The sequence below is a fragment of the Terriglobales bacterium genome, assembly GCA_035561515.1.
In the GTDB taxonomy this organism is placed as follows: Bacteria; Acidobacteriota; Terriglobia; order Terriglobales; family Acidobacteriaceae; genus DATMXP01.
Genome location: DATMXP010000043.1, coordinates 1 through 25,882, shown reverse-complemented (window position 1 = coordinate 25,882; position 25,882 = coordinate 1). Strand labels below are relative to the sequence as shown.

General features: G+C 57.9%; 25 protein-coding genes. 16 read left to right on the top strand and 9 right to left on the bottom strand.

Features of this window, described 5'->3' with window-relative positions; genetic code table 11:
- Positions 1-56 precede the first annotated feature (56 nt).
- Together VN577_19000 and VN577_18995 are read left to right on the top strand one after the other, a co-directional pair.
- Positions 57-2,606: a UvrD-helicase domain-containing protein gene (locus VN577_19000; protein HWR16924.1), complete on the top strand. Its 2,550-nt coding sequence runs from the start codon at positions 57-59 to the stop codon at positions 2,604-2,606.
- 40 nt (positions 2,607-2,646) lie between these two features.
- Complete coding sequence (locus VN577_18995) at positions 2,647-3,276, top strand: VTT domain-containing protein (GenBank protein HWR16923.1); 630 nt, start codon at positions 2,647-2,649, stop codon at positions 3,274-3,276.
- Here VN577_18995 and VN577_18990 read toward each other — a convergent pair.
- The 5 genes from VN577_18990 to VN577_18970 all read right to left on the bottom strand — a co-directional run bounded on the left by VN577_18990 (position 3,273) and on the right by VN577_18970 (position 7,949).
- The gene (locus tag VN577_18990; GenBank protein HWR16922.1) at positions 3,273-4,823 is read right to left on the bottom strand and encodes a GGDEF domain-containing protein; all 1,551 of its coding nucleotides are present in this window, start codon (positions 4,821-4,823) and stop codon (positions 3,273-3,275) included. The genes VN577_18995 and VN577_18990 overlap by 4 nt on opposite strands.
- A 191-nt stretch (positions 4,824-5,014) precedes the next feature.
- Positions 5,015-5,965 (bottom strand): ACP S-malonyltransferase, encoded by a 951-nt coding sequence (gene fabD, locus VN577_18985; GenBank protein ID HWR16921.1) that lies wholly within the window; start codon positions 5,963-5,965, stop codon positions 5,015-5,017.
- The gene (gene plsX / locus VN577_18980) at positions 5,958-7,031 is read right to left on the bottom strand and encodes a phosphate acyltransferase PlsX (protein ID HWR16920.1); all 1,074 of its coding nucleotides are present in this window, start codon (positions 7,029-7,031) and stop codon (positions 5,958-5,960) included. The genes fabD and plsX overlap by 8 nt, the downstream gene beginning before the upstream one ends.
- Before the next feature lie 133 nt (positions 7,032-7,164).
- Positions 7,165-7,350, bottom strand: a complete 186-nt coding sequence (gene rpmF / locus VN577_18975; protein HWR16919.1) for a 50S ribosomal protein L32 — start codon at positions 7,348-7,350, stop codon at positions 7,165-7,167.
- A 38-nt stretch (positions 7,351-7,388) separates the two neighbouring features.
- The gene (locus VN577_18970) at positions 7,389-7,949 is read right to left on the bottom strand and encodes a DUF177 domain-containing protein (GenBank protein ID HWR16918.1); all 561 of its coding nucleotides are present in this window, start codon (positions 7,947-7,949) and stop codon (positions 7,389-7,391) included.
- A 181-nt stretch (positions 7,950-8,130) separates the two neighbouring features.
- On the opposite strand from VN577_18970, the gene VN577_18965 reads away from it, so the two are divergent.
- On the top strand, positions 8,131-8,499 hold the full coding sequence (locus VN577_18965; protein HWR16917.1) for a hypothetical protein: 369 nt from the start codon (positions 8,131-8,133) through the stop codon (positions 8,497-8,499).
- Positions 8,500-8,560: 61 nt separating this feature from the next.
- Here VN577_18965 and VN577_18960 read toward each other — a convergent pair whose 3' ends face one another.
- Positions 8,561-8,791 (bottom strand): hypothetical protein, encoded by a 231-nt coding sequence (locus VN577_18960; GenBank protein ID HWR16916.1) that lies wholly within the window; start codon positions 8,789-8,791, stop codon positions 8,561-8,563.
- A 151-nt stretch (positions 8,792-8,942) separates the two neighbouring features.
- Here VN577_18960 and VN577_18955 point away from each other — a divergent pair, with 151 nt between their 5' ends.
- The 8 genes from VN577_18955 to VN577_18920 all read left to right on the top strand — a co-directional run bounded on the left by VN577_18955 (position 8,943) and on the right by VN577_18920 (position 17,424).
- Entirely contained in the window at positions 8,943-9,860 is a 918-nt protein-coding gene (locus VN577_18955) for a universal stress protein (protein HWR16915.1), read from the top strand.
- A gap of 298 nt (positions 9,861-10,158) precedes the next feature.
- Positions 10,159-11,823 carry a 2-oxoglutarate dehydrogenase, E2 component, dihydrolipoamide succinyltransferase gene (sucB, locus tag VN577_18950; protein HWR16914.1) on the top strand — a complete coding sequence of 555 codons (1,665 nt, stop codon included), beginning with the start codon at positions 10,159-10,161 and terminating at the stop codon, positions 11,821-11,823.
- Between the two features lie 49 nt (positions 11,824-11,872).
- Positions 11,873-12,364, top strand: a complete 492-nt coding sequence (locus tag VN577_18945; GenBank protein HWR16913.1) for an adenylyltransferase/cytidyltransferase family protein — start codon at positions 11,873-11,875, stop codon at positions 12,362-12,364.
- Entirely contained in the window at positions 12,361-13,428 is a 1,068-nt protein-coding gene (locus tag VN577_18940; protein HWR16912.1) for a glycosyltransferase family 9 protein, read from the top strand. The genes VN577_18945 and VN577_18940 overlap by 4 nt, the downstream gene beginning before the upstream one ends.
- Positions 13,425-13,967, top strand: coding sequence for an isoprenylcysteine carboxylmethyltransferase family protein (locus tag VN577_18935; protein ID HWR16911.1), 543 nt, complete (start codon positions 13,425-13,427; stop codon positions 13,965-13,967). Before VN577_18940 ends, VN577_18935 begins: the two co-directional genes overlap by 4 nt.
- Positions 13,968-13,982: 15 nt before the next feature.
- Positions 13,983-14,783 (top strand): DUF3108 domain-containing protein, encoded by an 801-nt coding sequence (locus tag VN577_18930; protein ID HWR16910.1) that lies wholly within the window; start codon positions 13,983-13,985, stop codon positions 14,781-14,783.
- 139 nt (positions 14,784-14,922) lie between these two features.
- A complete protein-coding gene (locus tag VN577_18925) occupies positions 14,923-16,167 on the top strand; it encodes an ABC transporter permease (GenBank protein ID HWR16909.1) in 1,245 nt (414 codons plus the stop codon).
- 3 nt (positions 16,168-16,170) lie between these two features.
- Positions 16,171-17,424 (top strand): ABC transporter permease, encoded by a 1,254-nt coding sequence (locus tag VN577_18920; GenBank protein HWR16908.1) that lies wholly within the window; start codon positions 16,171-16,173, stop codon positions 17,422-17,424.
- Between the two features lie 11 nt (positions 17,425-17,435).
- Here the strand turns inward: VN577_18920 and VN577_18915 are convergent, their stop codons facing one another.
- Positions 17,436-17,684 carry a hypothetical protein gene (locus VN577_18915; protein HWR16907.1) on the bottom strand — a complete coding sequence of 83 codons (249 nt, stop codon included), beginning with the start codon at positions 17,682-17,684 and terminating at the stop codon, positions 17,436-17,438.
- A 530-nt stretch (positions 17,685-18,214) separates the two neighbouring features.
- The gene (locus VN577_18910) at positions 18,215-18,727 is read right to left on the bottom strand and encodes a response regulator (protein HWR16906.1); all 513 of its coding nucleotides are present in this window, start codon (positions 18,725-18,727) and stop codon (positions 18,215-18,217) included.
- A gap of 167 nt (positions 18,728-18,894) precedes the next feature.
- Between VN577_18910 and VN577_18905 the strand changes: the two genes are divergently transcribed.
- Positions 18,895-19,179, top strand: coding sequence for a hypothetical protein (locus tag VN577_18905; protein ID HWR16905.1), 285 nt, complete (start codon positions 18,895-18,897; stop codon positions 19,177-19,179).
- Positions 19,180-19,234: 55 nt separating this feature from the next.
- On the opposite strand, the gene ygiD is transcribed toward VN577_18905, so the two are convergent.
- Complete coding sequence (ygiD, locus tag VN577_18900) at positions 19,235-20,017, bottom strand: 4,5-DOPA dioxygenase extradiol (protein ID HWR16904.1); 783 nt, start codon at positions 20,015-20,017, stop codon at positions 19,235-19,237.
- Positions 20,018-20,192: 175 nt separating this feature from the next.
- On the opposite strand from ygiD, the gene VN577_18895 reads away from it, so the two are divergent.
- The 4 genes from VN577_18895 to VN577_18880 are packed head-to-tail and all read left to right on the top strand — an operon-like array spanning position 20,193 to position 25,359.
- Positions 20,193-21,422 (top strand): M20 family metallopeptidase, encoded by a 1,230-nt coding sequence (locus VN577_18895; protein ID HWR16903.1) that lies wholly within the window; start codon positions 20,193-20,195, stop codon positions 21,420-21,422.
- The gene (locus VN577_18890) at positions 21,419-22,078 is read left to right on the top strand and encodes a trimeric intracellular cation channel family protein (GenBank protein HWR16902.1); all 660 of its coding nucleotides are present in this window, start codon (positions 21,419-21,421) and stop codon (positions 22,076-22,078) included. Before VN577_18895 ends, VN577_18890 begins: the two co-directional genes overlap by 4 nt.
- A gap of 60 nt (positions 22,079-22,138) precedes the next feature.
- Complete coding sequence (locus VN577_18885) at positions 22,139-23,854, top strand: cation:proton antiporter (GenBank protein ID HWR16901.1); 1,716 nt, start codon at positions 22,139-22,141, stop codon at positions 23,852-23,854.
- A 2-nt stretch (positions 23,855-23,856) separates the two neighbouring features.
- Positions 23,857-25,359, top strand: a complete 1,503-nt coding sequence (locus VN577_18880; GenBank protein ID HWR16900.1) for a phospholipase D-like domain-containing protein — start codon at positions 23,857-23,859, stop codon at positions 25,357-25,359.
- The last annotated feature ends 523 nt before the right edge of the window (positions 25,360-25,882 follow it).

The following is a 25,882-nucleotide window of genomic DNA, read 5'->3' as shown; positions in this document are numbered from 1 at the left end:
ATTCCTTCGTGATACTTCGTGTCCTTTGTGGTTCGATAAGAAGTTAGGATTACGTTTTGGATTTTCTTCACGGACTCAACCCCCAGCAACACGAAGCGGTTATCACCACCGAGGGCCCGCTCCTCATCCTCGCCGGCGCCGGCAGCGGCAAAACGCGTGTCATTACCTACCGCATTGCCTACATGCTCCAGGAGCGTGGCGTTTCGCCCGATCACGTTCTCGCCGTCACCTTCACCAACAAGGCTGCGCAGGAAATGGGCGAGCGTGTCGAGAAAATTGTCGGCGGATTCTCCGTCTCAAAACCTACGGTCTCCACGTTCCACTCGTTTTGCGTACGCCTTCTGCGGCGGGATATCGAAGCCCTCAGAATCGGAAACAGCGGCTACACCAAAGACTTCGCCATCTACGACGAAACCGACCAGCAACAGGTGGTGAAGGCCGCCATCCGTCGGCTCGGCCTTGACGACAAGCAACTTACGCCGCGCAACGTTCTCGGACGTATCTCGTGGGCGAAGAACCACATGCTCGACCCGCAGGAAGTCTATCTCCAGTCTGGCGACCCGAAGACCGAGCAGATCGCGCACGTATACGAAATTTATCGGCAGGAGCTGCGCAAGGCCAACGCGCTCGATTTTGACGACCTACTGCTCGAAGCCGTTCGTTTGCTCAAGTCGGTGGAGAAAGTTCGGCATACCTATCAGCGCCGGTTCCAGTACGTTCTGGTTGACGAGTATCAGGACACCAACCGCCCGCAATACGAGCTGATGAAAGCGCTGGCGGGTGAGCACCACAATATCTGTGCCGTCGGCGACGAAGACCAGTCCATCTACTCGTGGCGCGGCGCCGACATCCGCAACATTCTCGAATTCGAAAAAGACTTTCCCGAAGCGAAGATCATCCGCCTCGAGCAGAACTACCGCTCCACGCAGGCAATTCTGGAAGGTGCCTCTGCCGTCGTTGCGAACAACGTAAAGCGCAAGGGCAAGAACCTGTGGACTGCCCGCGAAGGCGGCTCGAAGATCGGCTACTACGAAGCCCCAGACGGCGAAAATGAAGCGCTGTTCGTCGCCGATTACCTCAATCGCTATCTGGATAACCAGCGTCGCGAAGGCAATCCCGACGCAAGAGTTGCCGTCCTGTATCGTACCAACGCGCAGTCGCGTCTGTTTGAAGAAGCGATGCGCCGCTACGGCTTGCAGTATCACGTGGTCGGCGGATTTTCGTTCTACGAACGTGCGGAAATCAAGGACATGATCGCGTACCTCAAGCTTGTCCAGAATCCGGACGACTCAATTGCGTTCATGCGCGTGGTGAACACGCCCGCCCGAGGTATCGGCAAAAGCACCACAGAAACTCTCGACCGAATCGCGCTTGAGACGGGCGCTTCGCTTTGGAAAGCGATGAACCAGGCAATCGAAGGCATGCTCCTGCCTCCCCGTGCCTGTGCTGCGCTGAAAAATTTTCGCGACATTATCCAAGGGGGCCGTTCCATTCTCGACGGCAGCTTCCAGAAATGGCTAGGCGACGGGGAGGACGAAAGCAAGTCTGAGGTCGAAGATCGTTTCGAACCCGAAGCACCCACGGTCGAAGAGGGCGAGAATATCTCCTTCGACTTCGGCGCAAATGCGCAAGACGATACCGACTTCTCGTTCGGTGCGAACGCCGAATCCGAAACGCCGGCCGCCACCGAACCCGAAGACGAGCAACCGCGCGGCAGTGTGGCCGAATTGCTTAAGTTCCTGCTCGACCGTACCGGCTACATCAAGGCACTCGAAGAGGAAGACTCCCCCGAATCATTCGCACGCATCGAGAACCTTCGAGAATTGGTGAATGCCGCCATGGATTCGAAAGACCGCGGTGAAACCATACAGGAGTTCCTCGATCACGCTGCGCTCGTAAGCGACGCCGACCAATATGACGCGAAGGCGCAGGTCACGCTTATGACGCTGCACTCCGCCAAGGGACTCGAATTCCCGCTCGTCTTCCTCGTCGGCTTGGAAGAAGGGCTGTTTCCGCATTCGCGAACATTTCTAAATCCTGACGAAGTCGAAGAGGAGCGCCGTCTCGCCTACGTCGGCATGACCCGCGCCATGGATACCCTCGTCGTAAGTTGGGCGCGTTATCGTCGCCGTTACGGCACCGATATGCCCGAGGCCAGCATTCCCTCGCGTTTCCTCGAAGAAATTCCACCGCAGTTGATCGAAGATATCGGAACTCCCGGTCGCACCCGAACCCGTGCTCCGCGCCAGAGCGATTACGAGCAGGACCGGCATTACGATTACGAGAACGAAGATCAGCGTCCGCAGTACGGCCGCGTAAAAGAGCAGAAGAAGAGCTACACGGGAACCACCTACAACTCCATCGACAACATCGCCGAGTTCTTTGCCTCGCGAGGCAAGAAGTTCAGTGCGCCGAAAATCAAAATGGAAGAGCCCGCCGGCAAACGCGGCTTCCGTCCCGGACAGCGTGTAAAGCATCCCAAGTACGGGGAGGGTACGGTGTATCAGCGTGAAGGCGACGGCGAAGATGCGAAGATCACGGTTCAGTTCCCGCGCTTCGGATTGAAGAAGTTGGTTGAAAAGTACGCCCAACTCGAGAAGGCCTAGTTTCAAGTTCCTGAAAAGCAGCTTCATTTAGAATTAAAAATTGCACTCGATAAAATCATTCCTCGCTCATTACTCAGGTTGGCTCAAGGGAGTTCTTCTCCCGCTCGGCCCGTGGGGTGTTTTCATCATCGCGGCGCTCGATTCCGCCGCCGTAGGTCTGCCGCTTGACCCTGTCGTTGCCAGCTTCGTTTACCTGAAGCCGCATCTTGCCTGGCTATACGTCTTTATGGCCTCGGCTGGATCCGCCCTCGGCAGCATGTTTCTTTACGCCATCGGCTACAAGGGCGGGGAAGTGCTGCTCGAAAAGCGAATGCCCAAGGCCAAGTTCCAGAAGATCAAGAAATCCTTTGAAGATCACGAGTTTCTTGCGCTGATGTTTCCGGCCATGTTGCCGCCTCCGACGCCGTACAAACTCATCGTGCTTTCGGCCGCTGCATTTGAGATGGACTGGCACAAGTTCCTGCTGGCTATCTTCCTCGGGCGTCTTGCCCGGTTCACCATTCTGTCAGTGCTGGTGATCGCCTTCGGCGAGCAGATCATCGGCATCACATCGAATCTGCTGAAGCGGCACCTGCCCGAAACACTGGGAGTTTTAGCAGTCCTGATCCTGGCTGGATTGGTGATCTGGAAGTTGCGGCAGCGTCGCGTGAATGGTTCCGAACTGGCCTAAGCCACGTGGACGTCTTCGTCCACAACTTGCACCGTGTCCCGGCTCATGGATTTGCCGTTGTATAGTGCCACGTCCGCTCGGCGCAGGATCTCTTCTGCCGTGTCACCCGGCCGCGACAGTGCAACTCCGATTGTTGCTGTCAGTCGTATCTGGTAGTTCGACCACGTGATCGGTGTCGCCGAGAGGTGTTCGCGGATGCGTTCGGCAATTTCCATCGCCGTTACGTACTCGGTTTCGGGAACTACTACCAGGAACTCTTCTCCGCCGTAACGGCCCACGAAGTCGTGCGACCGGACACACTGCTGCATGCGCTCGCATGAGGTGATGATCGCAACGTCGCCGGCGTGGTGTCCGTATTTGTCGTTGATGTCCTTGAAGTGATCCAGGTCGATAAGCAATACCGCCACCCGGGCTCCCGACCGGATGGACCGCGCCAATTCACGATCGAGCGCTTCGGTTATGGCACACCGATTCATCGCGCCCGTCATGCTGTCGTGCGTGGCCTGGTGCTCCAGTGCTTCCCGTGCCACGGACAGCTTTTCGTTCGAATGCCGCACTTCCATGAGCGAATGATGCAGGCGATCGCTCAGCACGCGTTGCAACAGGTACAGCAAACCTGCCAGTGTCACAATCGCGATCAGTGAAACTCCGATTCGAAAGTCCCGAACAATCTCGGTTTCGTCACCGAATTCCAGTGCGTAGGCCGCCATCAAAGGAACCGAAAGCAGTGCCACATACGCCAGTCGCGTGAGCCATTCCGCCGTGAACGATTCCCGCGATTCCTCTTCTGATTCATCCACTTGGTTGGGTGTCCTCGCGCTCGTCGCGGACCAGCAGATGCAAATTACCGAGAACACCAGCGGCAGGTCGAAGTAGCTGCCCGTGTAATAACGGCGCTCGTCGATTGCGGTGTTAATCATCAACGCGCTGAACAGGTAGCCCATCGAACCGAGCAGCAGCCGGAAATATAGTGTTCTCCATGCGCCTATGGATCGCCACGCCAGCACGCACAGCGCAACCATGAACGCCAGGTCTTCAATCGAGTAGAGAATATTGAAGTCGGCGCCGTAGCGGGCGAAATTCGGCGCCACGTACTGCCACGGAATCACCACGTAGGAGTACAGGTACATCCACCAGATCGCCAGCATTCCCAGCGAATAGGGAATAACGGGCGCCATCTTTTTCGGCTTGTGAGGCTGCGTCGCCAGCGCCGCCATCATCGGGATCAGGTGCAGGAACAGCACGATGTCCTGGATCGAAGGATCCACGACTTCAATTCGTGCCACCAGTTCGTAGTAGGTCCAAATCGCCTGTGACAGGAACCAGAACCCGACACCCACGGTCATCAGCGCCCAGAAGGAGCGCACTCGTCCGCGGGATGAGAACGCCGGGATCGCGAATGCCACCGTTACCAATCCTGCGAGGATCAGTTGTGCGATGTCGCCGAAAGCAGTCAAAGCGAACGAAGGCTTTAACACCAGAGTGACTGCGGCATAGAGAAGCCCAATGCCACAGGCGACCGGCGTGAGCCACCGGGATGGCTTCATCCCAGCTTCACTCGTCAATGTGCTTTCACCCACCATCTGCGTCGCACCCATGTGCGGTTACGCAATGGTACGATGAACCTCCGGAAATCTTGCGTCACGAAGGTCACGACGGCTTACGTTGGTAATTATGTCGTGGAGGCAAACAAAAACCGCCCGGGCGGGCGGTTGATAAACCCTTTTTACACCATAGGTTACGACGTTTTCGTGGCAATGAAAGTTGCCGCCGTTTTTTGCAGCGAGGCCTCGTCTTCCACATTGAAACAAGTCTTCGAACGATCGATCTGACGCATCAATCCGCACAGCACTTTTCCTGGGCCAATCTCCACGAACGTGCTCACGCCTTTTTCGATCAGCAGCCGCATCGAGCGATCCCATTGAACGGCGCCGGTCACCTGCCGGATTAGCCCATCCCGAGCCTCATCCGGCGACTGGATCAGCCTCGCGTCCACATTCGTAACGAGCGGTACTTCCATCGGATTGAAGGTCAGCGCATTCAGGTCGGCTGCCAGGCGGTCCTGCGCCGGTTGCATCAGGGCGCAATGGAAGGGTGCACTCACGGGAAGCATCACCGCGCGCTTCGCGCCTTTTGCTTTGCACATTTCCGCGGCACGTTCGACGGCTGCCTTATTGCCCGAGATCACTACCTGGTCCGGCGAGTTGATGTTCGCCGGTTCGCAAACTTCACCTTGTGCTGCCTCGGCGCAGACTTCCTGGATGGTCTCCAGCGGAAGTGCCAGGATGGCTGCCATCGCTCCCACTCCGAACGGTACCGCTTCCTGCATGTACTTGCCGCGATTGCGTACAGTCTTCACCGCATCCTGAAACGAAAGCGTTCCCGCCGCCACGTGTGCCGAATATTCGCCCAGGCTATGGCCGGCAACATACTGCGGCTCGATGCCCATGCTCTCCAGTACCCGGAACGCCGCCACGGACACTGTCAGGATCGCTGGCTGCGTCACCTCGGTCATCTTCAGCTTGTCTTCGGGACCTTCGAAGCAAAGCTGGGATAGCTTGTATCCCAATGCCGCGTCGGCTTCGTCAAACGTCTCCTGCGCCACCGGGTAGAGGGAAGCCAATTCCTTACCCATCGTGACAGCCTGTGAACCTTGTCCGGGGAAGAGAAATGCGATCGGGTTAGTCATCGTGTCGTCCGTGATCATGCCCGGCGGCCAGTCCTTGCGCGTGATGATGCATGCCCGTGCCGCGGGTGGAGGCAATTTCCTGCTCAATCTTGTGGTTGATTTTGCGTTCGGCAAATTCGGCGGCCACTCGGATGGCGTTCTTGATAGCGTTCGCGTTCGAAGATCCGTGCCCGATAATGCATACACCCTTCACGCCAAGCAAGGGAGCACCGCCGTACTCCGAATAATCCAGCCGCTTCTTGAAATCGGCAAAAGCCTTGCGCGACAGCAGGAATCCAAACTGACTCGAAATCGTGGATTTCAACGATTCCTTCAGCAGATATCGGACTGTCTCCACCAGGCCTTCGGAAATCTTCAGCGCCACGTTCCCGACGAAACCGTCGCAGATGATCACGTCCACGTGCCCGTTGTAAAGATCGCGGCCTTCCACGTTGCCGATGAAGTTGATCGGCAGCGGCTTGATCAATTTGTAGGATTCGCGAGTGAGTTCGTTGCCCTTGGTTTCTTCTTCGCCGATGGAGAGCAGGCCAACCCTCGGCCGATGTGTCCCGAGGATGTTCCGCGAGTAGATCTCGCCCATGATGGCGAACTGCACGAGGTTCTGTGGTTTCGAATCCACGTTTGCGCCCACGTCCAGCAGGATTGCCGCAGTGCCTTTCGATGTCGGAAAGACGGCTGCCAGGCCCGGACGATCCACACCCGGCAGTGCGCCCAGGATCATCTTTGCCGTTGCCATCGCGGCGCCGGTGTTTCCGGCGGTCGCAAACCCGGCGGCCCGCCCGTCGCGGACCAGGCGCAAACCAACGTGCATCGATGACTTCTTCTTCGACCGTACAGACTGCGCGGCCTTCTCGTCCATGCCGATGACTTCTTCCGCATGAACGATCTCGATGTTTGTGAGGTACTGCGCGGAGGGATGGTTCCGCATTTCGGCCCGGATTACGTCTTCCTGGCCGACCAGCAGCACATGCACGTTATAACTGCGCGCAGCCAGAATGGCGCCTTCGACTTCAGGCTTCGGAGCGCGATCCGAACCCATAGCGTCCACGGCTATCACGGTGTTCATTTTTCGGTTGGTGGACCTCGGTCCCGCCCCGCTCTTGCATCATCCTTGCGAGGCTGGGACTAGTATCGAAACTCGCCGATCGGCGTTCGCAGATGAGAACCTGCTGCGTTCTGCGCGGACAGACCGCGGCAGACTACTTGGCCTTTTCGACTTCCACGATCTCGCGGCCCTTGTAATACCCGCACTTCGGGCAAACACGATGGGGCAGCTTCTTCTCGTGACAGTTGGGGCACTCGGCGGCCGAGCGCGTGGTCAGGTGATCGTGGGCGCGGCGGGTTGCGGTGCGCCTCTTGGAATGTCGCCGTTTCGGATTTGCCATGACTGCTTGAACCTCTTCCTGATCTTCTTTTACTTCTCTTACTTCTGTAGCTTGTCCTTCAAACCTTTCAGTGCTTCCCACCGGGGATCGCTCGCGCTCTGCGCGCATTCGCATTGCCCGGTGTTCAGGTTGCGCCCGCAATGCGCGCACAAACCTTTGCACTCTTCCTTGCAGACCGTCTTGATCGGGACCGCCAGCAGCAACTGCTCCCGCACCACGTCTTCCAGTGCGAGTCCGTCGCCCTCGTAATAGCTTATGGCGGCGTCCTTATCCTGTAATTCCACTTCCTTGCCGCCGCCTACGTCCGATCCTTGCGGCCGGTACAGCAGTTCGAACTCGCGGTGGACCGGGAGCTTCACCGGTTCAAGGCAGCGTGCACACAGTACTTCCAATTCCGTCGCCAGCTTCCCGGCTACTCGGATATCGTCCAGCGTGCCTTTATGTCCTGTATGCTCTTCCACCAGGGTGGCTCGGCCGCTGGTCTTTACCGCTTGGACCGCACGTACATCTACCCCGAGATCGAACCCTTCCGGCGGAAACTCCTGCTCAAAATCGAGGACATTCTGCCTCTTTCGCAGGTCATGAACATTGATCAACATCCCGGTCCCCTCTCAGCCAGTAGAACGCGGGAAAAAAGACACACTTCCACGACAGCGTCCTGAAGCAAGGTGCAAACATCAAGAATAATGGTGCTGAGGCGCGAGTGTCAAACGTTGATCATGCGGGACTTAACCGCTGCAACGCCCCAACCTGCTCCTCGAATTTCGCGTCTTAAAATTCATGGACTTCCGATTCGCCATCTCTGCGGGAGCCAATTTCTTCGTCATCGCTGGCCTGGTTCTGTACGGTTACGTACTGTTCGCCGAGTACCACGAGCGGGGAAAGTGGGCCAAGAACATCACCGGGTTACTGGCCGGACTGGGAATGCTCATCCTTGCTCTCGCCCTGCTGCTTACGCCCAGCAATGCTGCCATCATTGCCCATATGGCGGAAACCAAGGCCTCCGTCGCGCTGGTCTGGATCAGCAGCGCCCTCCTTCTGGCCGCTATCGCCGCTTTCGGGATCATCACGTACCTCAAGCCGATCCGCTTGTGGCACGAGCGCAAGATCGGACGCGATCTGAGCAGGGGCCTTCCCAAAATCCCATAGAGAGGGGACCTCGACGCGTGCTCGAGATCCCTAGTTCTGGACAACAAATAGCTGAACGACTCTACGCGGCTTTTCTTCCGCCCTGCTGCATTACTCGCCCGAGATGCTGCCGCAACTTCTCGATCGCTTTCGCGTCCTGGTCGCGGATTTGCTGAAACACCTGCCGCAACTCGTTGTCGCCCTGAGCATCCTGAAGGTACTGGTCGTAAGCCTCCAACCCCTTCGATTTCTCGTGAATGATCGTAATCAGGTCGTAACTGAGGTCGTCGAGTGGAAAGTTCTGTCGCGCCATATTCCTCCTTTTAGATTTTTTCTCTTAAGAAGGCGTCAATCCGCGTCAGGATGGCCATCCGGGCACAATTGCGGGTGATAGATGTCACTGCATCCAGGGCAGAACCGGAGTTACAGGTAGATTAGTAAGACGGTTTTCCGGGAGGTGTCCGATGGCAACGGTACACCCGGTTCACGATCTTGAAGTTTCCACCCTGGCATTACGCCATATCCTTGTAACAACCGACTTTTCAGAAACCTCGCACAAGGCGATGGAGCAGGCCGCTGCCATTGCAAGACTTCATGGCTCTGACCTTGCTGTACTGCACATCATTCCTCCGGAACCAATCCTCCACTCTGCACTGGAACCCGCAACTTGGGAGCATCACGATTTGCTCGCCCGCGCAAAACAGGAGATGCAATCGTTCGAGCGCTCCCCGGCCTTTGCGGGTATCAAACTCGACCTGCATGTGGAAACGGGTCCACTCGAGATGACGTTGCTCGATCTCATCCGGCAATGTGACATTTCGATGGTTGTTGTTGCAACTCATGGCCGTTCCGGAATTCGCAAGCTAATCCTCGGATCTGTTGCCGAGGAGATCTTCCGCATTGCGCCCTGCCCGGTGCTCACCATCGGGCCAGACGTCCCCCCAAATCTCTTAACCCACGGACGATTTCAGTCGGTGCTGTTCGCTACCGACTTCTCCGAGGGGTCACGGCACGCGCTTCCGTACGCGTCCGGCTTCGCCCAGGAAAGCCAGGCGCGCCTCACCCTGTTGCACGTGCTGGAAGAAGGGTCTGTTTCAGCCGCTTACCTGCATGAGCATCTTCTAGCCAACGCTCGCAAGCAGTTGGAGGAAATGCTCCCGGCAGCGGCGAACTTAACCTCATCCCCTGACGTGGAGGTCGTCAGGGGCTATCCGGTCGAGGAGATCTTGCGCGCTGCGCACAAGCATCAAGCCGACCTGATCGTGCTGGGTGTGCACAAGTCCAGCGGACTTGGCGCACGAGCCTCAGCTCATTTGCCGTGGACCATCGCGCAAAGCGTGGTGAGTCACGCCAATTGCCCTGTACTTACCGTACGGGGGTAGCGAGCTTGCCGTCGGCGGTTAGCGCCTGGCGTATGTGATATCGCCGAAACCGCGACGATTCCCAGACCAGCCCTCTAGGGCGTCATGCCATAGGCGGCCGCCGGCGGCAACATGCTCCGCAGTTCAACCTTGCGGGTGTGGTTGCATGCTTTTGCGCGCACAGGAGGGCGCATGAGACCGAGGCAACTGCACCCGCAGCCTGTTTGTGACATCCCCGCCTGCAACACCCCCCGTGCCTCACGTATAATTTCTGTTTGCCTCCAGTAGCATCTTCCAACTAGCACATATAGAGGACGAAATGGCGACTGACGTGATCATGCCCCAGATGGGCGAGTCAATTTTTGAGGGCACCATTACCAAGTGGCTGAAAAAGCCCGGCGAGCAGGTTCAGCGTGACGAACCCTTGTTCGAAATCTCGACTGATAAGGTTGACGCAGAAATCCCCGCGCCCGCCAGTGGTGTGCTGAAAGAGATTAAGGTCCAGGAAGGCACCACCGTTCAGGTGAACACTGTTGTCGGCGTCATCGATTCCACGAACGGCGCCTCGGCCACTCCTTCGGCTCAGCCATCCACAGCCGCCACGGCCCCCGTGATCGGCAGCCCGGAACTGAATCCGTCGCCGATGCCCGCAGGCGGACCGCAAAACGCTGCGCCACCGGCACCCACCGCCTCCGGCCCAGCCACTGACGTCATCATGCCTCAGATGGGCGAATCCATCTTCGAAGGCACCATCACCAAGTGGTTGAAGAACGTCGGCGACAAAGTCCAGCGTGACGAGCCGCTCTTCGAAATCTCCACCGACAAGGTGGATGCCGAGATTCCCGCGCCCGCCAGCGGTGTGCTCACCGAGATCAAGGCGCAAGCTGGATCGACCGTTCAGGTGAACTCCGTCGTCGGTGTCATTGGAGGCACCGGCGCTCCTGCTGCTGCACCCGCGCCTGCAGCGCAACCTGCCGCACCGGCGAAAGCCGCTGCGCCTGCTGCTCCGGCCCCGGCTGCGCCTGTTCACGAAGAGGAAGAAGTCACCGTCGACGGCCAGAAGATCCGTTCTTCGCCGCTTGTTCGCAAGATGGCCAAGGAGCACGGCATCAACCTCGCCCAGGTGAAGGGAACCGGTCTCGGCGGACGCATCACGAAGGAAGACATCACCGCCTACATCGAAAACCGTGGCAAGGCCCCTGCTGCTCCAGTTCCAGTTGCAGCAGCGCCCATGGCTGCGAAGCCTGCGGCACCTGCTCCCGCTCCTGCGGCTCCGCTTCCGGGCGAAGTCGTTCCCATGACCGCGATGCGCAAGATCATCGCGCAACGCATGGTCGAATCCAAGCACACCAGCGCGCACGTCCACACCATCTACGAAATCGACATGACCCGTGTCATGAACCTGCGCGAGAAGATCAAGAAGCAGTTCGAGCAGAAGAACGGCGTCAAGCTCACGCCGACCACCTTCTTCGCTCGCGCGGCCGTCAAGGGCATCCGCGATTTCCCGATCATCAACTCTTCGGTCGAAGGCGATAACATCCGCTACCACCGCAACATCAACATCGGCATCGCAGTCGCGCTCGACTGGGGACTCATCGTCCCCGTAATCAAGAACGCTGAAGAGAAGAACATCGTCGGACTCCAGCGCTCCATCACCGACCTCGGCGATCGTGCGCGCTCCAAGAAGCTGAAGCCAGATGATGTCGCAGGCGGAACGTTCACCATCACCAACCCCGGCCAGTTCGGCCAGATGTTCGGCTTACCGATCATCAGCCAGCCGCAGGTTGCAATCATGGGTATCGGCTCGATCAAGAAAATGCCGGTCGTCCTCACCGACGAAAACGGCACCGACTCGATCGCCATCCGCCAGATATGTCACGTGTCGCTCGGTTACGACCACCGCATCATCGACGGTGCCGTTGCCGACCAATTCCTGCGCTCCGTGGCGAAGTTCCTCGAGAACTGGAACGAGGAACTGCTGTAGTTCACGTGCGAGGCGGACACTCCTGCCCGCCCTCGCACATGCGAATTGCATGAGCCAGACAAAAGTACTTTCGCGCGAGGATCTCCGTCGCCGCGTCGCCCAATGGCGCCAGTCCGGCGACCAGGTCATCATGGCTAACGGATGCTTCGACGTCCTCCACGTCGGCCACATTCGCTATCTGCAAGCCGCGAAAGCCCTCGGCGGAAAACTCATCGTCGCTGTCAACGCCGATGACAGCGTCCGCCAACTCAAGGGCGACGGCCGTCCCGTCATGCCCGAATCCGAGCGCGCCGAAATCCTTGCCGCACTCGAGCCCGTGGACGCCGTTGTCATCTTCCCCGAACTTGACGTCCGCGCCCTGCTCAACGACATTCGTCCCGACGTTCAGGCCAAAGGCACCGACTACACCGCCGACTCCGTCCCCGAGCGCGACGTCGTCACCTCTTACGGCGGACGCGTCGCCATCGTCGGCGACCCGAAAGATCACTCGGCAACGGAAATCATCCAGCAAATAGGTAAAGGGGCAGCGAAGAAGAATTGAACGACTCTTCTGTTGTCGCCACCCCGAAGAAGATCTTGATCGTCCGCCTCGGCGCGATGGGCGACATCCTTCACGCAATCCCGGCAGCAATCATGCTCAAATGCAGTTTCCCTGATGCCGAAATTGGCTGGGTCATGGAAAAGCGATGGGCAGACCTGCTTGCCCCCATACCGTTCATTACCCGCCGTCACCTAGTCGATACACGCAGCTGGCGCAAACATCCGCTCGACAAAAGACACGAGGTGTTAACGGCTCTGCGCGAGATCCGTGCGTCGAAGTACAACATCGTCGTCGACTTTCAGGGCGCGATCAAGTCGGCAGCCTTTGCTCTGCTGAGCGGAGCGCCTCGGCGTTACGGATTCAACGATCCGTGGGAGAAACCGGCGTCGCTGGCCTATACCAATACTGTAATCACACGCGCCACCCATGTAGTCCAACAGAATAGCCAACTCGCGGAGAAGATAGTGGAACAACACGGCGGTATCATCAATAACGAGTATTACTGCCCTGTATACGATCCGCTGCCAGAATTCGAGAGTTGGGCTGAGAACAAGATTGCAGAGTTGAGGCTTCGACCACGTTTCGCCCTCCTCAACCCCGGCGCCGGATGGGGAGCTAAACAGTGGCCTGCCGAACGCTACGCCGAAGTCACGCGCGAACTCGGCAATCAGGGAATCCGCAGCCTGATCAACTACGGCCCGGGTGAAGAAGAACTCGCACGCATCGTCGAAAGCCAATCAGACGGACACGCTATCGCCGCCACGTTCACCATCTCGCAACTGATCGCTGTCACCCGCCGCGCTTCGCTGTTCATTGGCGGTGACACAGGCCCTCTGCACTTGGCCGACTTCTTCCACGATGTGCCAATCGTTGCGATTTTTGGGCCGACGGATCCTGCACGGACGGGACCACAAAGCAAGAAGAGCATCGTTCTTCGTGACCCCTCCAGCATCACTTCGCACAAGCGAGTCAAAAACGCCGAAGCTGGACTCCTCAACATCACCGCCGCCGAAGTCCTCCACGCTGCCCGCGAACTCCTCGCAACCAAAGGAGTGAACGCATGACATGGTCCCGCATCGCGCGACGCATTCGCGTCCCTCTCGGATTCCTTCTCGCCATCGCCTATATCTGGCTCGCGCGCCCCACGTGGTTGTCGCTGGCGATCGGTGCCGGCATCGCGCTTGCCGGAGTCGCGCTCCGCGCTGCCGCCTCCGCACACGTGAAGAAGAATGCCGAGCTCACCAACACCGGACCTTACGCCTACACCCGTAATCCGCTTTATCTCGGATCCATCATCATCGCCGCTGGATTCGCCGTCGCGGCCCTCAGCCCCTGGATCGTCCTTCTTCTCGCCGTAATGTTTATCGCCATCTACGTTCCCGTCATTCGCTCGGAAGAAGCCTTCCTTCGCGGCATGTTCCCGAACTTCAACGAATACTGCTCTCGAGTTCCGCGCCTCATCCCACGTTTCTCACGTGCGTACGAAGGTTCCGGCACTTTTTCACGGGAGCTTTATCTTAAGCATCGCGAGTACAATGCGTTAGCGGGCACCATTGCCATGCTGGCCGCGCTCGTCATTAAGAAGTTGTGGTTTCATTCTTAATTATCCGGAGCGGATTTGCCTTTCCTGCATCTCGGTAAGATCGGTCTCTTATTTGTCTTAGTTCTGGTGGCATCTGCGCAGCAGCCCGCGCCGAAGTCCGCCGACACCATCGGCCCCATATCTCACATCCTTTCGCCAGCGCCCAACTTCACTCTTCCCGAAGAGACTTACGTTTTCGGTGCCGAGTGGCGCATCTGGGACGCAGGCACCGTCACCCTCGGACTCTCTCGCGAAGGCACGCAGCAGCGCGTTACCGGCAGCGCCGAATCCAAGGGCGTTGTTTCGTTGCTGTACCCGGTTCACGACAGCTTCCAGTCTCTATACGACCCGAAGACCTTCTGTTCCATCGGCGTGCGCAAACATACCGAAGAAGGCTTCCGCAAGCGAGACACCCTCATCAGCTTCAATTACACGCGCCGAAAGGCCGTCCTCGACGAAACGAATCTCAAGAACAACGAGAGCAAGCACGTCGAAAACGATATCCCCGGATGCGTTACCGACGTTCTCTCCGGGTTCATGTATCTCCGCAGCCTGCCGCTCATCCCCGGCACCACCTATACATTTCCCATCAACGATGGCGGCAAAACCGTCGACGTTGTCACCAGGGTGGAAGCGAAAGAACAGATCAAAGTCCCGGCCGGAACCTTTCAGACAATTCGCGTCTCGCCCGAAGGTGGCGGAGCCTTCAAGCTGAAGGGCAAAATCTGGATCTGGTACACCGACGACGCCCGCCGCATTCCCGTGCAAATGCGCGGCAAGATGTTCTGGGGCACACTGACGTTGAAGCTCCAACGCATCGAGCAGCCCAAGAAGTAAGCTGAGCGCGGGAACCCATCCTAAGTACCCCAGGCGTTACAGATCGTCGGAAGCCCGCGGCATTCCCATTTTGGACCTCTCCTCGCCAAACATCACTGCAATCGGGAACCTTCTTTGATAAACCTCCGTAGCAGTGCTTATGTGGCGCTTCGCCGACAGCTTCGGGCAGGTTTTTCGCGCGATCTGGATGCACAAGCTTCGCTCCTTCCTCACCATGTTTGGCATTGCCTGGGGCGTGGGATCGTTGCTGCTGCTGGTTGGACTGGGTGAGGGCTTTCGCGCCGGCACCAACAAGAACCTCGCCGGCTTTGGCGAAGATTTCATGCAGATTTTTAACGGACGCGTTCCGTCGGTCGGTGGCAGCCAACTCTCTTCTCGTCAGTACTACCTGAACTACCAGGACTATCTCGACATCCGCGGCTCTCAGTACGTGCGCAACGCTGCTCCGGTTATCTACCGTGGCGATCTTCGTCTCGTCAGCGATTACGGCAACAGCAACGGGTACGTCGATGGCTCGGAGCCGCAGTTTTACGACATCCGCTACCAACCGATCGCCCAGGGACGCTGGCTCACCTGGGAGGATGAGCGGGAGCGCCGAAACGTCTGTGTCATCGGTCAGGAATTTGTACGCCTGCTGTTTCCGGGCCGCCCGGTTCTCGGCAGCACCGTGCTCATCAATGGGGTGCCGTTCCAGGTGATTGGCACAATTCAGAAGATCGGGCACGGAAACAACAACGACCAGAACATGCGACTGATCATGCCCTATAGCACCATGGCAATGTATTTCCCCATGCAGGGGGAGGGGAACGCGAACTCGGTGAAGTACGTCGTGTTCCAGCCCATCACGCGTCAGCAGCACGCCCACGCAAAGGAAGCTGTTCGTAAGATCGTTGCCCGCAACCACCACTTCGATCCCGCCACCCCGGATGCCTTTGACGACTGGGACTCCATCGCCACCGCCGAGATGGTCGGCAAGATCTCCGACGCCATGAATATGTTCCTTGGCGCCGTAGGGTTGGTGACTCTCGCCCTCGGTGCCATGGGCGTCGTCAATATCATGTTGGTATCGGTCACCGAACGCACCCGCGAGATCGGCCTGCGCAAGGCCTTGGGCGCCACTCGTCGCAGCATTCTCTTCCAGTTCTTCCTCGAAGGACTCATGCTCACTGCCATCAGCGGGGGTATAGGCGTCTTAGCTGCCTATGGCGCAACCAAGTTGTGCGAGCTTGCGCCTCCCATCGACGGATTCGAACTTCCTCACATCTACGCTACCAGTGCTGCGCTTGCCATCATCAGCCTGGCCACCGCCGGCATCGTCGCCGGACTCTACCCCGCGCGCCGTGCAGCTTTGCTCACGCCGGTGGAAGCGCTTCGTCAGGAGTAGCCGATGGCCAAACCCAGAGACGTTCTCGTCCAGGCGTACGGCGCACTTAGGCAGAACCGTCAACGTAGCGCCATCACCATTCTCGGCATGGCTTGGGGCATTGCTACGGTCGTGCTCTTGCTTGCCTACGGAACCGGGTTCTCAACCGCAATCGTTAATATCTTCCGGTCGTACGCGAGTATGCAGGCGATGGGAATTGCTGGTGGCCGTACGTCTCAGCAGGCAGGTGGCAATAAGGCTGGCACGAGTGTCCGCCTCACCCACGATGACATCGATCGTCTTCTGGTGAATGTTCCGCAGATCACCCGCATAACCCCGCAATCCTTCTATCAAGCACCCGTCAGCTATGAAGGCCGATCCTATACCTGGGGCATTCTGGCGGGGAATCCCGCAATCCAGGAGATCCAGAATCTGCAAATCAGCCTCGGTCGCTTCTACAACGCCGAAGATATGCAGATGCGTTCCCGCGTTTGTGTACTCGGATCGGAATCCAGGGAAAAGTTGTTCTCCGGCCGCTTTCCGCTTGGAGAACGGGTTCGCATCAACGGCATACCGTACGAAGTCATCGGTGTGCTGAAGCCACGGCCGCAACAGGGCACCGACAACAGCATCAATCGCGCCGTGTACATTCCGTTCCCGACCATGAGCGATTTCCGTGATACGCATTACATCGACATGATCTGGCTCGACTTCTTCGGCTCCGACTACGGATCAGTCGAGAGGTCCATTCGCAACACGCTCGCGACGCAGTACAACTTCCGGCCTGATGACAAACGTGCTCTCTTTGTTTTCAGCCTCATGGAACAGCTCTCGCAATTTGGTCTCATCACCATGGCTCTCCAGGTCCTGCTGGCGCTCATCGGCACGCTCACGCTGGGAATCGGTGGCGTCGGACTCATGAATATCATGCTGGTAAGCGTCACCCAACGCACGCGCGAGATCGGAGTGGAGAAAGCCATTGGTGCTCGCCGCACGGATATCCTCGTGCAATTCCTGTCGGAAGCCTTGGCCATTACCTTCTTGGGCGGCCTCTTGGGCATCCTGCTGGCTTACATCATTTCGTTCGCCGTGGGGAACCTCACGTTCTACAGCGCTCTCGCCCAACACGGAGAGGCCGGTGACATCAGGCTCATCATCTCCCCGTCAAGCGTGATCGTTTCCACGGTCATTCTGGCTTTCGTAGGATTGGTAAGCGGCATGATTCCAGCGTTTCGCGCGTCCCGTCTCGACCCGATTGAGGCGTTGCGGTACGAGTAGGACAGCGGCGCTTACATCACGTATTTTGCTGATTTGCCGAACCGAAATATCCGGACCTGCTGCCGCATGGTTTCGCATTGTTCGCGAATCTGGGCGCAGATTTGTGCTTTCTTCGCGAATTCCATTCGGAGGCTCGATGTCAGAGCGCGAAGTTCGGCATTCAAGGTGCGCGCGACAGTAACGTTCTTAGCCGCAACTGCCCGCTGAAATCGGCACACTGCGATGGGATCTCGGCCAATGGGGCGTGCGAGGGTCGGCATCGCAAAAGGCTAACCGACAATCGGTCAGCGCATCGCGCCAACTCATGCCTAAACGCACTTGTGGCGCTTATTTTTCAGGTATTAAGGAAATCGAAGTTCAACCCCCAGCCGAGCTCTGCCTCAAAACGTTCTCAGTTGCAGCCGTTGCTCGTTTTTGCAAGGCGCTGCACGGCATTTGCAAACTGGGTTGCATGTTCACGATTCTGGGCAAGAGCAGCTTCCATCTTCTTGATCAGCCAGTGCAAACGTCGCAGTTCGTCAGCTATCTGTTTGCGTTGCTCTGTTGGTCTGATTGCCGGGCCGTCGCACAGCTCTTGTGGCGAAGCGGCTTCGATTCGGCACCGTTTGTCTCCTTTCACCCACTCGTCAAGGTCCGCAATGTACGCGACTACAATGTGCCGTTCTCGTCCAGGGCGCCGGACGGGAAGTCCCATCTCGAGTTCCCATCTTTGTACGGTTCGCACGCCTTTTCCCATGTATGCCGCTATTTCTTTCCAGGAGCTGAGTACATGATCATGCATATATTTCACTTAAGCTTTCGCTGTCTTTTGTTGGGTAGTGGGTGAAAGAAGTTGCTGACACGCCAGTTGGAGGAGGGCCGCCATTGGGGCTGGCTTTGTCAGCAGGGGGAAGTTGAATCCTCGCTCTCGATTCTCCACAAGCAATTCGCAGTCGTCGGATAGCCCTGAAAATAGAAGGATTCTGCAACTGGGGAACGATTCATGCATGCGGATCGACAATTCCAATCCGTCCATTCCTGGCATGCTGATGTCCGTAATCATCAGGTCGGGCGGTGCTAGGCTCGCCAACTGCAGCGCCGATTCGCCGTCGTAGGCGATCACGACCGCATACCCTATTTCACGTAAGGCCGTTGCGACTGTTTCCGCAGCGACCTCGTCGTCATCCACCACCAGCACGAATGGACAGGCCCCGTGTCGAAAGCGCCACTTTGCCACGACCTCGTCGATAGCGACCGTTTGTACTTTGCTCTCGTACATAATCCACCGCATTACCACGCCAGACACTACCACCGCGCAGCTCATACGGGGTGAATCTTTTGCACATTTATAGAGCACCTTTTCTCGACGGTTTAACGCGACGACAGCGGCGCTTTTTGGCGTACTGATTCGACAGGATTAGGCTTGATTTCAGAGATATTCAGAGTACGGTAAGGATACGGGCCGATACTACTTATACGCTCGCCTACGTTATGAACGCGCGGAAGCCAGACAGCGTAAAGTTTGAGACCATTTCGCAGAGCGACCTGCCCAGTGGACGCAAGGGACGCCATCATGCGCTTCTCGCAAAAGTCCTCTCTGAATTGGATCAACTCAAGCAAGGCCGCGCCATCAAGATCCCGCTGAGCGATTTCCCCGGTTCAGTAGCGGATCTCCGTTCGGCGATCCATCGAGCAACCAGGAAGACCAACATTGAGATCGCTACCTCAAGTGATGGCGATTACTTCTACCTCTGGAAACCGATCGCCGCTGAGTAAGCCCGCCTAGTGCTGCCGTATGCTCCAGCGTCTATGTACGCAGTGCCGCTGCTGCTCAACTCAATTGCACCGCCAACATTGAGATCGACCCACCATCCACACCCTCGACTGGGAAGGAAACAGACTCAGAACTAGCGCGCGTTCCGACCACATACAACAGCGGCAGATAGTGGTCAGGGGTAGGTGCGGCGAGCAGTGCCTCGCGGCCCAGCCTCTTCTCGTAATCGATGAGCGGCTTGTGCTCTCCCGCGAGTATCACTTCACGGACTCTTCTTTCGAACGATACCGTCCAGTCATAAGGCTCTTGCGGGCGTCTCCCCCACGCGTACGTATGGAGGTTGTGAACAACATTTCCGCTGCCCGCGATGAGAATGCCTTCTTCACGCAAGGGTGCCAGGCGTTCACCAATCTCGTAATGGAAAGAAGCCGGTTGTCTCTCGTCGATGCTGAGCTGCACGACCGGTACATCGGCTCTTGGATATACATGGCGCAATACCGACCAGGCGCCGTGATCAAGTCCCCATCGGTCATCAAGCCGGACCGGCAGCGGAGCGAGCAGTTGCTGTACACGACGCGCAACATCAGGCTCTCCCGGCGCGGAGTACTGCACCTCATAGAGCTCACGCGGAAAGCCTCCGAAATCGTGGATGGTCCGCGGGGCTGTGCTTACCGTCACGGCGGCATCTTCCACGTACCAGTGCGCCGAGATGCAAAGAATCGCTTTCGGACGTGGCACACGTGCCCCGATCGCTGCCCACTGCTCCGTGTACGTGTTGTGCAGCAGGGCGTTCATGGGATTTCCGTGTCCGAAGAAAATCGCCGGCATTCGCATATTCATTAGATACTCCTCTTGCCCCGATGCATTCCACTCCTCATTCCTGCCCCGCGCCGAACAGCGAAACGCGTAAAGTTCGCATCAGTACACACCTGAGCCAGCTCTGGCCTCGGCGTATATAATCTGCTCCGCGTAGCGGAACCGTGCTCCTTGCCATAGCAAGCCTAAGGACGCCTCCATGAATGTTAAGCCGCTGCTTCCGGATCTCGAATCCTTCTATAAAGATGTTCACGCCCACCCTGAGTTATCCATGCAGGAGAGTCGTACTGCGGGACTCGCAGCAGATCGTTTGCGCGCTGCCGGATTCGAAGTCACAACCGGCATCGGCAAAACCGGTGTAGTCGGTCTCTTGCGAAATGGCGAAGGGCCGACCGTCATGCTTCGTGCAGATATGGATGCCCTGCCCGTGGAAGAAGCTACCGGCTTGCCCTATGCAAGCGACGTTACCGCGGTCGGCGAAGACGGAAGATCAGTAAAGGTGATGCACGCTTGCGGACATGACATGCATGTTACCTGGCTCGTGGGTGCTTCCACGCTGTTGGCTCAGAGCCGCCAGCAATGGCATGGAACGCTGATGGCCGTCTTCCAGCCGGCGGAAGAGATCGGAACCGGATCCCGCGCCATGATCGACGACGTCATGTTCAGCCGCTTCCCCAAGCCCGACGTCATCCTCGGACAGCATGTCATGGTCGGTCCCGCCGGCAATATAGGCTGGAGATCAGGCGTTATTACCTCGGCGGGAGACAGTCTGCAGGTGCGGTTATTCGGCCGAGGAGCCCACGGTTCCATGCCCGAAGCCAGTATCGACCCTGTGGTGATGGCCGCAGCGACCGTTCTTCGTTTGCAGACCATCGTTTCGCGCGAGGTCGCCGCAACCGAGTCGGCGGTCATCACCGTGGGAGCATTGCAGGCTGGCACCAAGGAGAACGTCATCCCCGACGAGGCGCTCATCAAACTCAACGTGCGGACATTCAACGAAGGCGTTCGTACGCGAGTGCTCAACGCCATTGAACGAATCGTCAACGCGGAAGCCGCAGCCTCGGGAGCAGTGAAGAAGCCGGAGATCACACCCCTGGATCGATACCCACTGGTCAAAAACGACCCCGAAACGACCAACCGCGTGGTAACTGCATTTCGCGGGCATTTTGGTCCAGATCGCCTCCGCGAAGTCAGGCCCAGTACGGCCAGTGAAGATTTCGGCTTATTCGGATCCGAATGGAAGGTGCCTTCCGTCTTCTGGTTCGTCGGAGGAACCGACCCGGATACCTACAACAAAGCAAAGCAGGCGGGTCGACTCACCGATCTTCCCACGAATCACAACCCGCGTTTTGCCCCGGTCATTCATCCGACTCTGCAAACTGGAGTGGAAACAATGGTTGTCGCCGCACAGGCCTGGCTGTCACCATGATGATCATGCAACCGACAGAGGAAGTGGTTGTCAGCTTGCTGTTGCGGATCTTTGACCTCTCCGGAACTTTCGTCTTTGCCATAAGCGGCGCTGTCGCTGGCGCCAGGCATAGGCTCGATTTATTCGGCGTTCTTGTCCTGTCGTTTGTAGCCGGCTCGGTCGGCGGCATAACCCGAGATCTCATCATTGGTGCCATTCCGCCGGCGTCCATTAGTGACTGGAAATACGTCGCAGTCTCTGCCTTGGCCGGGTTCGTCATCTTCTTCTGGTACGACAAGCTGGGCCGGTTCCGAAATGCTGTGCTCATCTTTGACGCCGCTGGACTGGCTCTGTTCGCCGTATCCGGAGCAGGCAAGACGCTCGCCTACGGCTTGGGTCCCGGTCCGGCAGCGCTGTTGGGAATGGTCACCGGAATCGGCGGTGGAGTGGTACGCGATGTATTGGTCTCAGAGGTCCCCGCCGTCTTCAGAACCGACGTCTACGCTCTAGCCGCGCTGGCTGGAGCCACCCTGTTTGTCGGCGGAGTGTACCTGCACCTGCCCTCGACATTGGTGGCCATTGTGAGTGCCATCGTCTGCTTTGCGATCCGCATGATCGCCATTCACCGCAAATGGCAGGTTCCAGTCGCGAAATCGCTCGATCCTCCGCACAACTAACCAGCCACACTATTTAATATATTGTTCGCAGCGATTCTCGGTGACACCTGGAGCCCAGCGATGCATGAACTCGGCGTACTCTTGACTTTCACCGGCGGTCTGGTCGGGGCACTGGTGTTCGGCTTTCTCGCCCTGAGACTCAAACTCTCTCCCATCATTGGCTATTTGCTGGCCGGCATTGCGGTCGGGCCGTTCACTCCCGGATTCGTTGCCAACCATGCCATCGCGGAGCAGTTCGCAGAAATCGGCGTCATCCTGCTGCTATTCGGAATCGGACTGCGCTTCAATTTGAACGAACTATTCGCCGTATGGCGAGTCGCGATTCCCGGCGCCCTTGTGCAGAGCACGATTTCCACGGTTGGGCTGGCGCTATTACTGCGGGTCTTCGGATGGGACTGGACTCCCGGTTTGATTCTGGGCGGCGCCATATCGGTCGCGAGTACCGTCGTCATGGCCCACGTACTCGGCGAGCATCACGACCTGCACGCACTCATAGGTCACATCGCAATCGGTTGGACCGTCGTCGAGGATCTTCTCACGGTAGCAGCGCTGCTGCTGTTGCCCATCTTCTTTTCTCCCCAGAGCGTAGCGCAGAGCGCCTCTTCTGCACTTGGGTGGGCAGGACTGAAAGTTGTTCTGCTCGTTGCCGTCATCGTGATTCTTGGCAAATGGGTAATCCCGCGCATTTTGGAACTGATCGAGAAGACCCGCTCACGTGAACTCTTCACGCTGGCTGTGCTTGTGCTTGCGCTTGGCATAGCGGTTGGTTCAGCTCAGATTTTCGGCGTGTCCATGGCGCTCGGAGCCTTCCTCGCGGGACTCGCCGTCGGACGTTCCGACTTTGCCGCGCGCGCCGCCAGCGACGCGATTCCAATGCGCGATGCCTTCGCGGTGCTCTTCTTCGTTTCCGTTGGCATGTTGTTCGATCCGCGAAGCCTCTTCCAGGCCCCACTGGTGATTGCGGCAGTTTTGCTTGCGGTGGTTCTCGTCAAACCTCTTGCCGCCCTCACCACCGTTCGCCTCCTCGGCGTGCCGCTGCCAACGGCCATTCCCGTCGGCGCAGCGTTCAGTCAGGTCGGTGAGTTCAGCTTCATCTTGGGGTCGGTTGCCCGTCAGCTTGGATTGATCAACGATGTCGGCTGGAACGCGCTCGTGGCTTCCTCCGTCATCTCAATCGCCGCCAACCCTTATATCTACCACTACGCCCGTGCCTACTCGTCTTCGTTTGAGAAGCAAGCCCCAGTTTCTGCGTCTGATCGTGTGGCACAGACCGCAAGCGACTGCATCCTTGTTGGCTTTGGCCCGGTAGGACGAATTGTCCATCAACTCTTGACCGACCGCGGCAACTCGGTCACCGTGATCGAGTTGAATCTCGAAACCGTTCGCAAGATGAAGGCCGATGGCATCAAGGCTCTGTATGGCGACGTGCTGCGGCCGGGGACACTCGAGGAAGCTGGTATCGCAAGCGCCGGTAGTTTCATCCTGAGTACCGACGTAGAAGACGCAGCCGAGATCGTCAGGCAAGTGCGGCTGGTGAATCCCAAGGTGCATATACTCGTTCGCTGCACGCATCTGCGCGACACGGCAGCGCTCAAAGCCGCCGGCGCGGATGTCGTGGCTTCGGGCGAAGCCGAAGTCGGGGTAGCGCTCGCCGAAGCGGTTACGCGTGCCGACAATGCGGACTTCCGCTTTATCGCAGAGCAGAGGGAGACCGTTCGACGCCGGCTTTACGGCACCGATTCGCTCGCCACTGCACACCCGGATTTGAATGGTTAGCAATGGCTTTCAGAGACCTGTCACGGAAGGATGTCCTCGGACGGCAGTGGCACTCCGTTGCCCGCATGAGAACCAAGCCGGACGAGTGGCAGGTCCGCCAGTCTCTCCGGCAGGTCGCCGATCACGCCTTCTCACGAGCCTCTGGAGCCCAGTTGATCGACGGCAACAGCGTTCGGTTGCTCAGGGACGCACGGGAAAATTACCCGGCCTGGCTTGACGCCATCGCGCGCGCTCGCAGGCATATTCATTTCGAAAGCTACATCATTCATGAAGACAGCACTGGCCGCATGTTCGCCGATGCCCTGATTGCCAAGGCGAAAGAAGGCGTCAAAGTCCGGCTGATCTATGACTGGCTCGGCGGCCTCGGAAAGACTTCTCGAAAATTCTGGAACTCCCTTCGGAATGGTGGAATCGAGGTCCGTTGTTATAACTCGCCGCGTTTCGATTCGCCATTCGGTTGGCTCTCGCGGGACCACCGGAAAAGCATCGTCGTCGACGGCGAAGTAGGTTTTGTCACCGGCCTCTGCGTTGGACGCATGTGGGCTGGCGATCCGGCCAAAAATCTTGAACCCTGGCGAGACACAGGGATCGAAGTTCGCGGACCGGCCGTTCAGGAAATCGAGCGTGCGTTTGCGCAGGTCTGGTCCATGACGGGCGATCCGTTTCCAGACCTGGAAATCAGCCAGCCAGTCACTGGTATACAGGCCGGCGATGTCAGTCTCCGGGTTGTCGCAACGATACCGGCGACGGCTGGAATTTTCCGTTTTGACCAGTTGGTGGCAGCGTTAGCACGAGAACGCCTCTGGCTGACCGATGCTTATTACGCGGGTACCGCCGCCTATGTGCAGGGTCTGCGAGCTGCCGCCAAAGACGGGGTGGATGTCCGGCTGCTTGTGCCGAACGGAACGGATATCCCGGTGCTCCGGCCGTTGTCGCGTGCTGGGTACCGAACGCTGCTGGATGCAGGCGTGCGTGTCTTTGAGTGGAATGGGACTATGTTGCACGCAAAAACGGCGGTCGCCGACGGCCATTGGGCCCGCGTCGGTTCCACCAACCTGAACATGGCGAGTTGGCTCGGCAACTGCGAACTCGACGTCGTCGTGGAAGATGATGGGTTCGCCCGCGAGATGGAACAGATGTACCTCCACGACTTGGCGAATGCGACAGAGTTGGTGTTGGACAAAAAACAAAGGGTGCGGGCGCCCGGAGAACCAAGCCATCCTCGGCCTGCAATGGCAGGCGGCTCAGGAAGCGCGGGCCGCGCCGCCGCTGGAGCCGTTCGCTTGGGCAACACCATTGGCGCTGCCTTCACCAATCGCCGAGTGCTGGAATCAGTCGAGGCCCGCGTCACCGCTTGGTCGGGAATAATTCTTGTGGCATTGGCCGTCGTGTTTCTATTTTTCCCTCGTGCCTTGGCGTATGCGTTCGCCGTCGTCGCGATTTGGATCGGCTTGTCCCTTCTTGTCCGCGCATACAAGCTGCACCGGGAAAAAACGCTGAGATGAACGCCTCCATTTGACACCGGGCTAGCGTTCTATGCCGAAAAGACCGGACTGCCACCAGCGTTCAGACCGATTTCTTTCCTGTTGAAGTCTCTGTGCTTCTGTGTCTCTGTGGTGGATTTCTATCTTCCCATTTCGGCACAACCCGCTCCAATTAGTGTCAAGGGGGTCGCGACGCCCATTTCCCCGCATAGTCTTGAAAACATTCGCAAAATAAATTTCAAAACCGTGGCATGATGCCCCCACCCAAATTGCTATTCTGAAAATGTAGGTAGTGAAATCGTGTGTAGGGCGAACACTCCTGTCCGCCGCAGTTGCGTCGGTCTGTGACGAGGACGCCCGACCAGTCTTCGCTTTCGGGGACTAAGAGCTAAAAGCCAGTTGAGGAGAACACAACATCTTGTGCCCGCAGCTAAGTTCTTTGTTATCAAATCTGTAGCCTAACTGGCTGTAGAATCATCAACTTATAAGTGCTTTGTTTTCATAGTCCGTCTTGCAAGTCGTTTGTTTTCTAACTGGGGAGGGG

What these genes read in the sequence shown, in the direction of transcription:
- rpmF (HWR16919.1), bottom strand. Translation starts at nt 7,350, where the DNA reads ATGGCAAATCCGAAACGGCGACATTCCAAGAGGCGCACCGCAACCCGC.
- ygiD (HWR16904.1), bottom strand. Translation starts at nt 20,017, where the DNA reads ATGAATATGCGAATGCCGGCGATTTTCTTCGGACACGGAAATCCCATG.
- fabD (HWR16921.1), bottom strand. Translation starts at nt 5,965, where the DNA reads ATGACTAACCCGATCGCATTTCTCTTCCCCGGACAAGGTTCACAGGCT.
- VN577_18935 (HWR16911.1), top strand. Translation starts at nt 13,425, where the DNA reads ATGACATGGTCCCGCATCGCGCGACGCATTCGCGTCCCTCTCGGATTC.
- VN577_18990 (HWR16922.1), bottom strand. Translation starts at nt 4,823, where the DNA reads ATGAAGCCATCCCGGTGGCTCACGCCGGTCGCCTGTGGCATTGGGCTT.
- VN577_18945 (HWR16913.1), top strand. Translation starts at nt 11,873, where the DNA reads ATGAGCCAGACAAAAGTACTTTCGCGCGAGGATCTCCGTCGCCGCGTC.
- VN577_18955 (HWR16915.1), top strand. Translation starts at nt 8,943, where the DNA reads ATGGCAACGGTACACCCGGTTCACGATCTTGAAGTTTCCACCCTGGCA.
- VN577_18895 (HWR16903.1), top strand. Translation starts at nt 20,193, where the DNA reads ATGAATGTTAAGCCGCTGCTTCCGGATCTCGAATCCTTCTATAAAGAT.
- VN577_18905 (HWR16905.1), top strand. Translation starts at nt 18,895, where the DNA reads ATGAACGCGCGGAAGCCAGACAGCGTAAAGTTTGAGACCATTTCGCAG.
- VN577_18925 (HWR16909.1), top strand. Translation starts at nt 14,923, where the DNA reads ATGTGGCGCTTCGCCGACAGCTTCGGGCAGGTTTTTCGCGCGATCTGG.
- VN577_18960 (HWR16916.1), bottom strand. Translation starts at nt 8,791, where the DNA reads ATGGCGCGACAGAACTTTCCACTCGACGACCTCAGTTACGACCTGATT.
- sucB (HWR16914.1), top strand. Translation starts at nt 10,159, where the DNA reads ATGGCGACTGACGTGATCATGCCCCAGATGGGCGAGTCAATTTTTGAG.
- VN577_18920 (HWR16908.1), top strand. Translation starts at nt 16,171, where the DNA reads ATGGCCAAACCCAGAGACGTTCTCGTCCAGGCGTACGGCGCACTTAGG.
- VN577_18965 (HWR16917.1), top strand. Translation starts at nt 8,131, where the DNA reads ATGGACTTCCGATTCGCCATCTCTGCGGGAGCCAATTTCTTCGTCATC.
- VN577_18910 (HWR16906.1), bottom strand. Translation starts at nt 18,727, where the DNA reads ATGAGCTGCGCGGTGGTAGTGTCTGGCGTGGTAATGCGGTGGATTATG.
- VN577_18880 (HWR16900.1), top strand. Translation starts at nt 23,857, where the DNA reads ATGGCTTTCAGAGACCTGTCACGGAAGGATGTCCTCGGACGGCAGTGG.
- VN577_18890 (HWR16902.1), top strand. Translation starts at nt 21,419, where the DNA reads ATGATGATCATGCAACCGACAGAGGAAGTGGTTGTCAGCTTGCTGTTG.
- plsX (HWR16920.1), bottom strand. Translation starts at nt 7,031, where the DNA reads ATGAACACCGTGATAGCCGTGGACGCTATGGGTTCGGATCGCGCTCCG.
- VN577_18885 (HWR16901.1), top strand. Translation starts at nt 22,139, where the DNA reads ATGCATGAACTCGGCGTACTCTTGACTTTCACCGGCGGTCTGGTCGGG.
- VN577_18970 (HWR16918.1), bottom strand. Translation starts at nt 7,949, where the DNA reads ATGTTGATCAATGTTCATGACCTGCGAAAGAGGCAGAATGTCCTCGAT.
- VN577_18915 (HWR16907.1), bottom strand. Translation starts at nt 17,684, where the DNA reads ATGCCGACCCTCGCACGCCCCATTGGCCGAGATCCCATCGCAGTGTGC.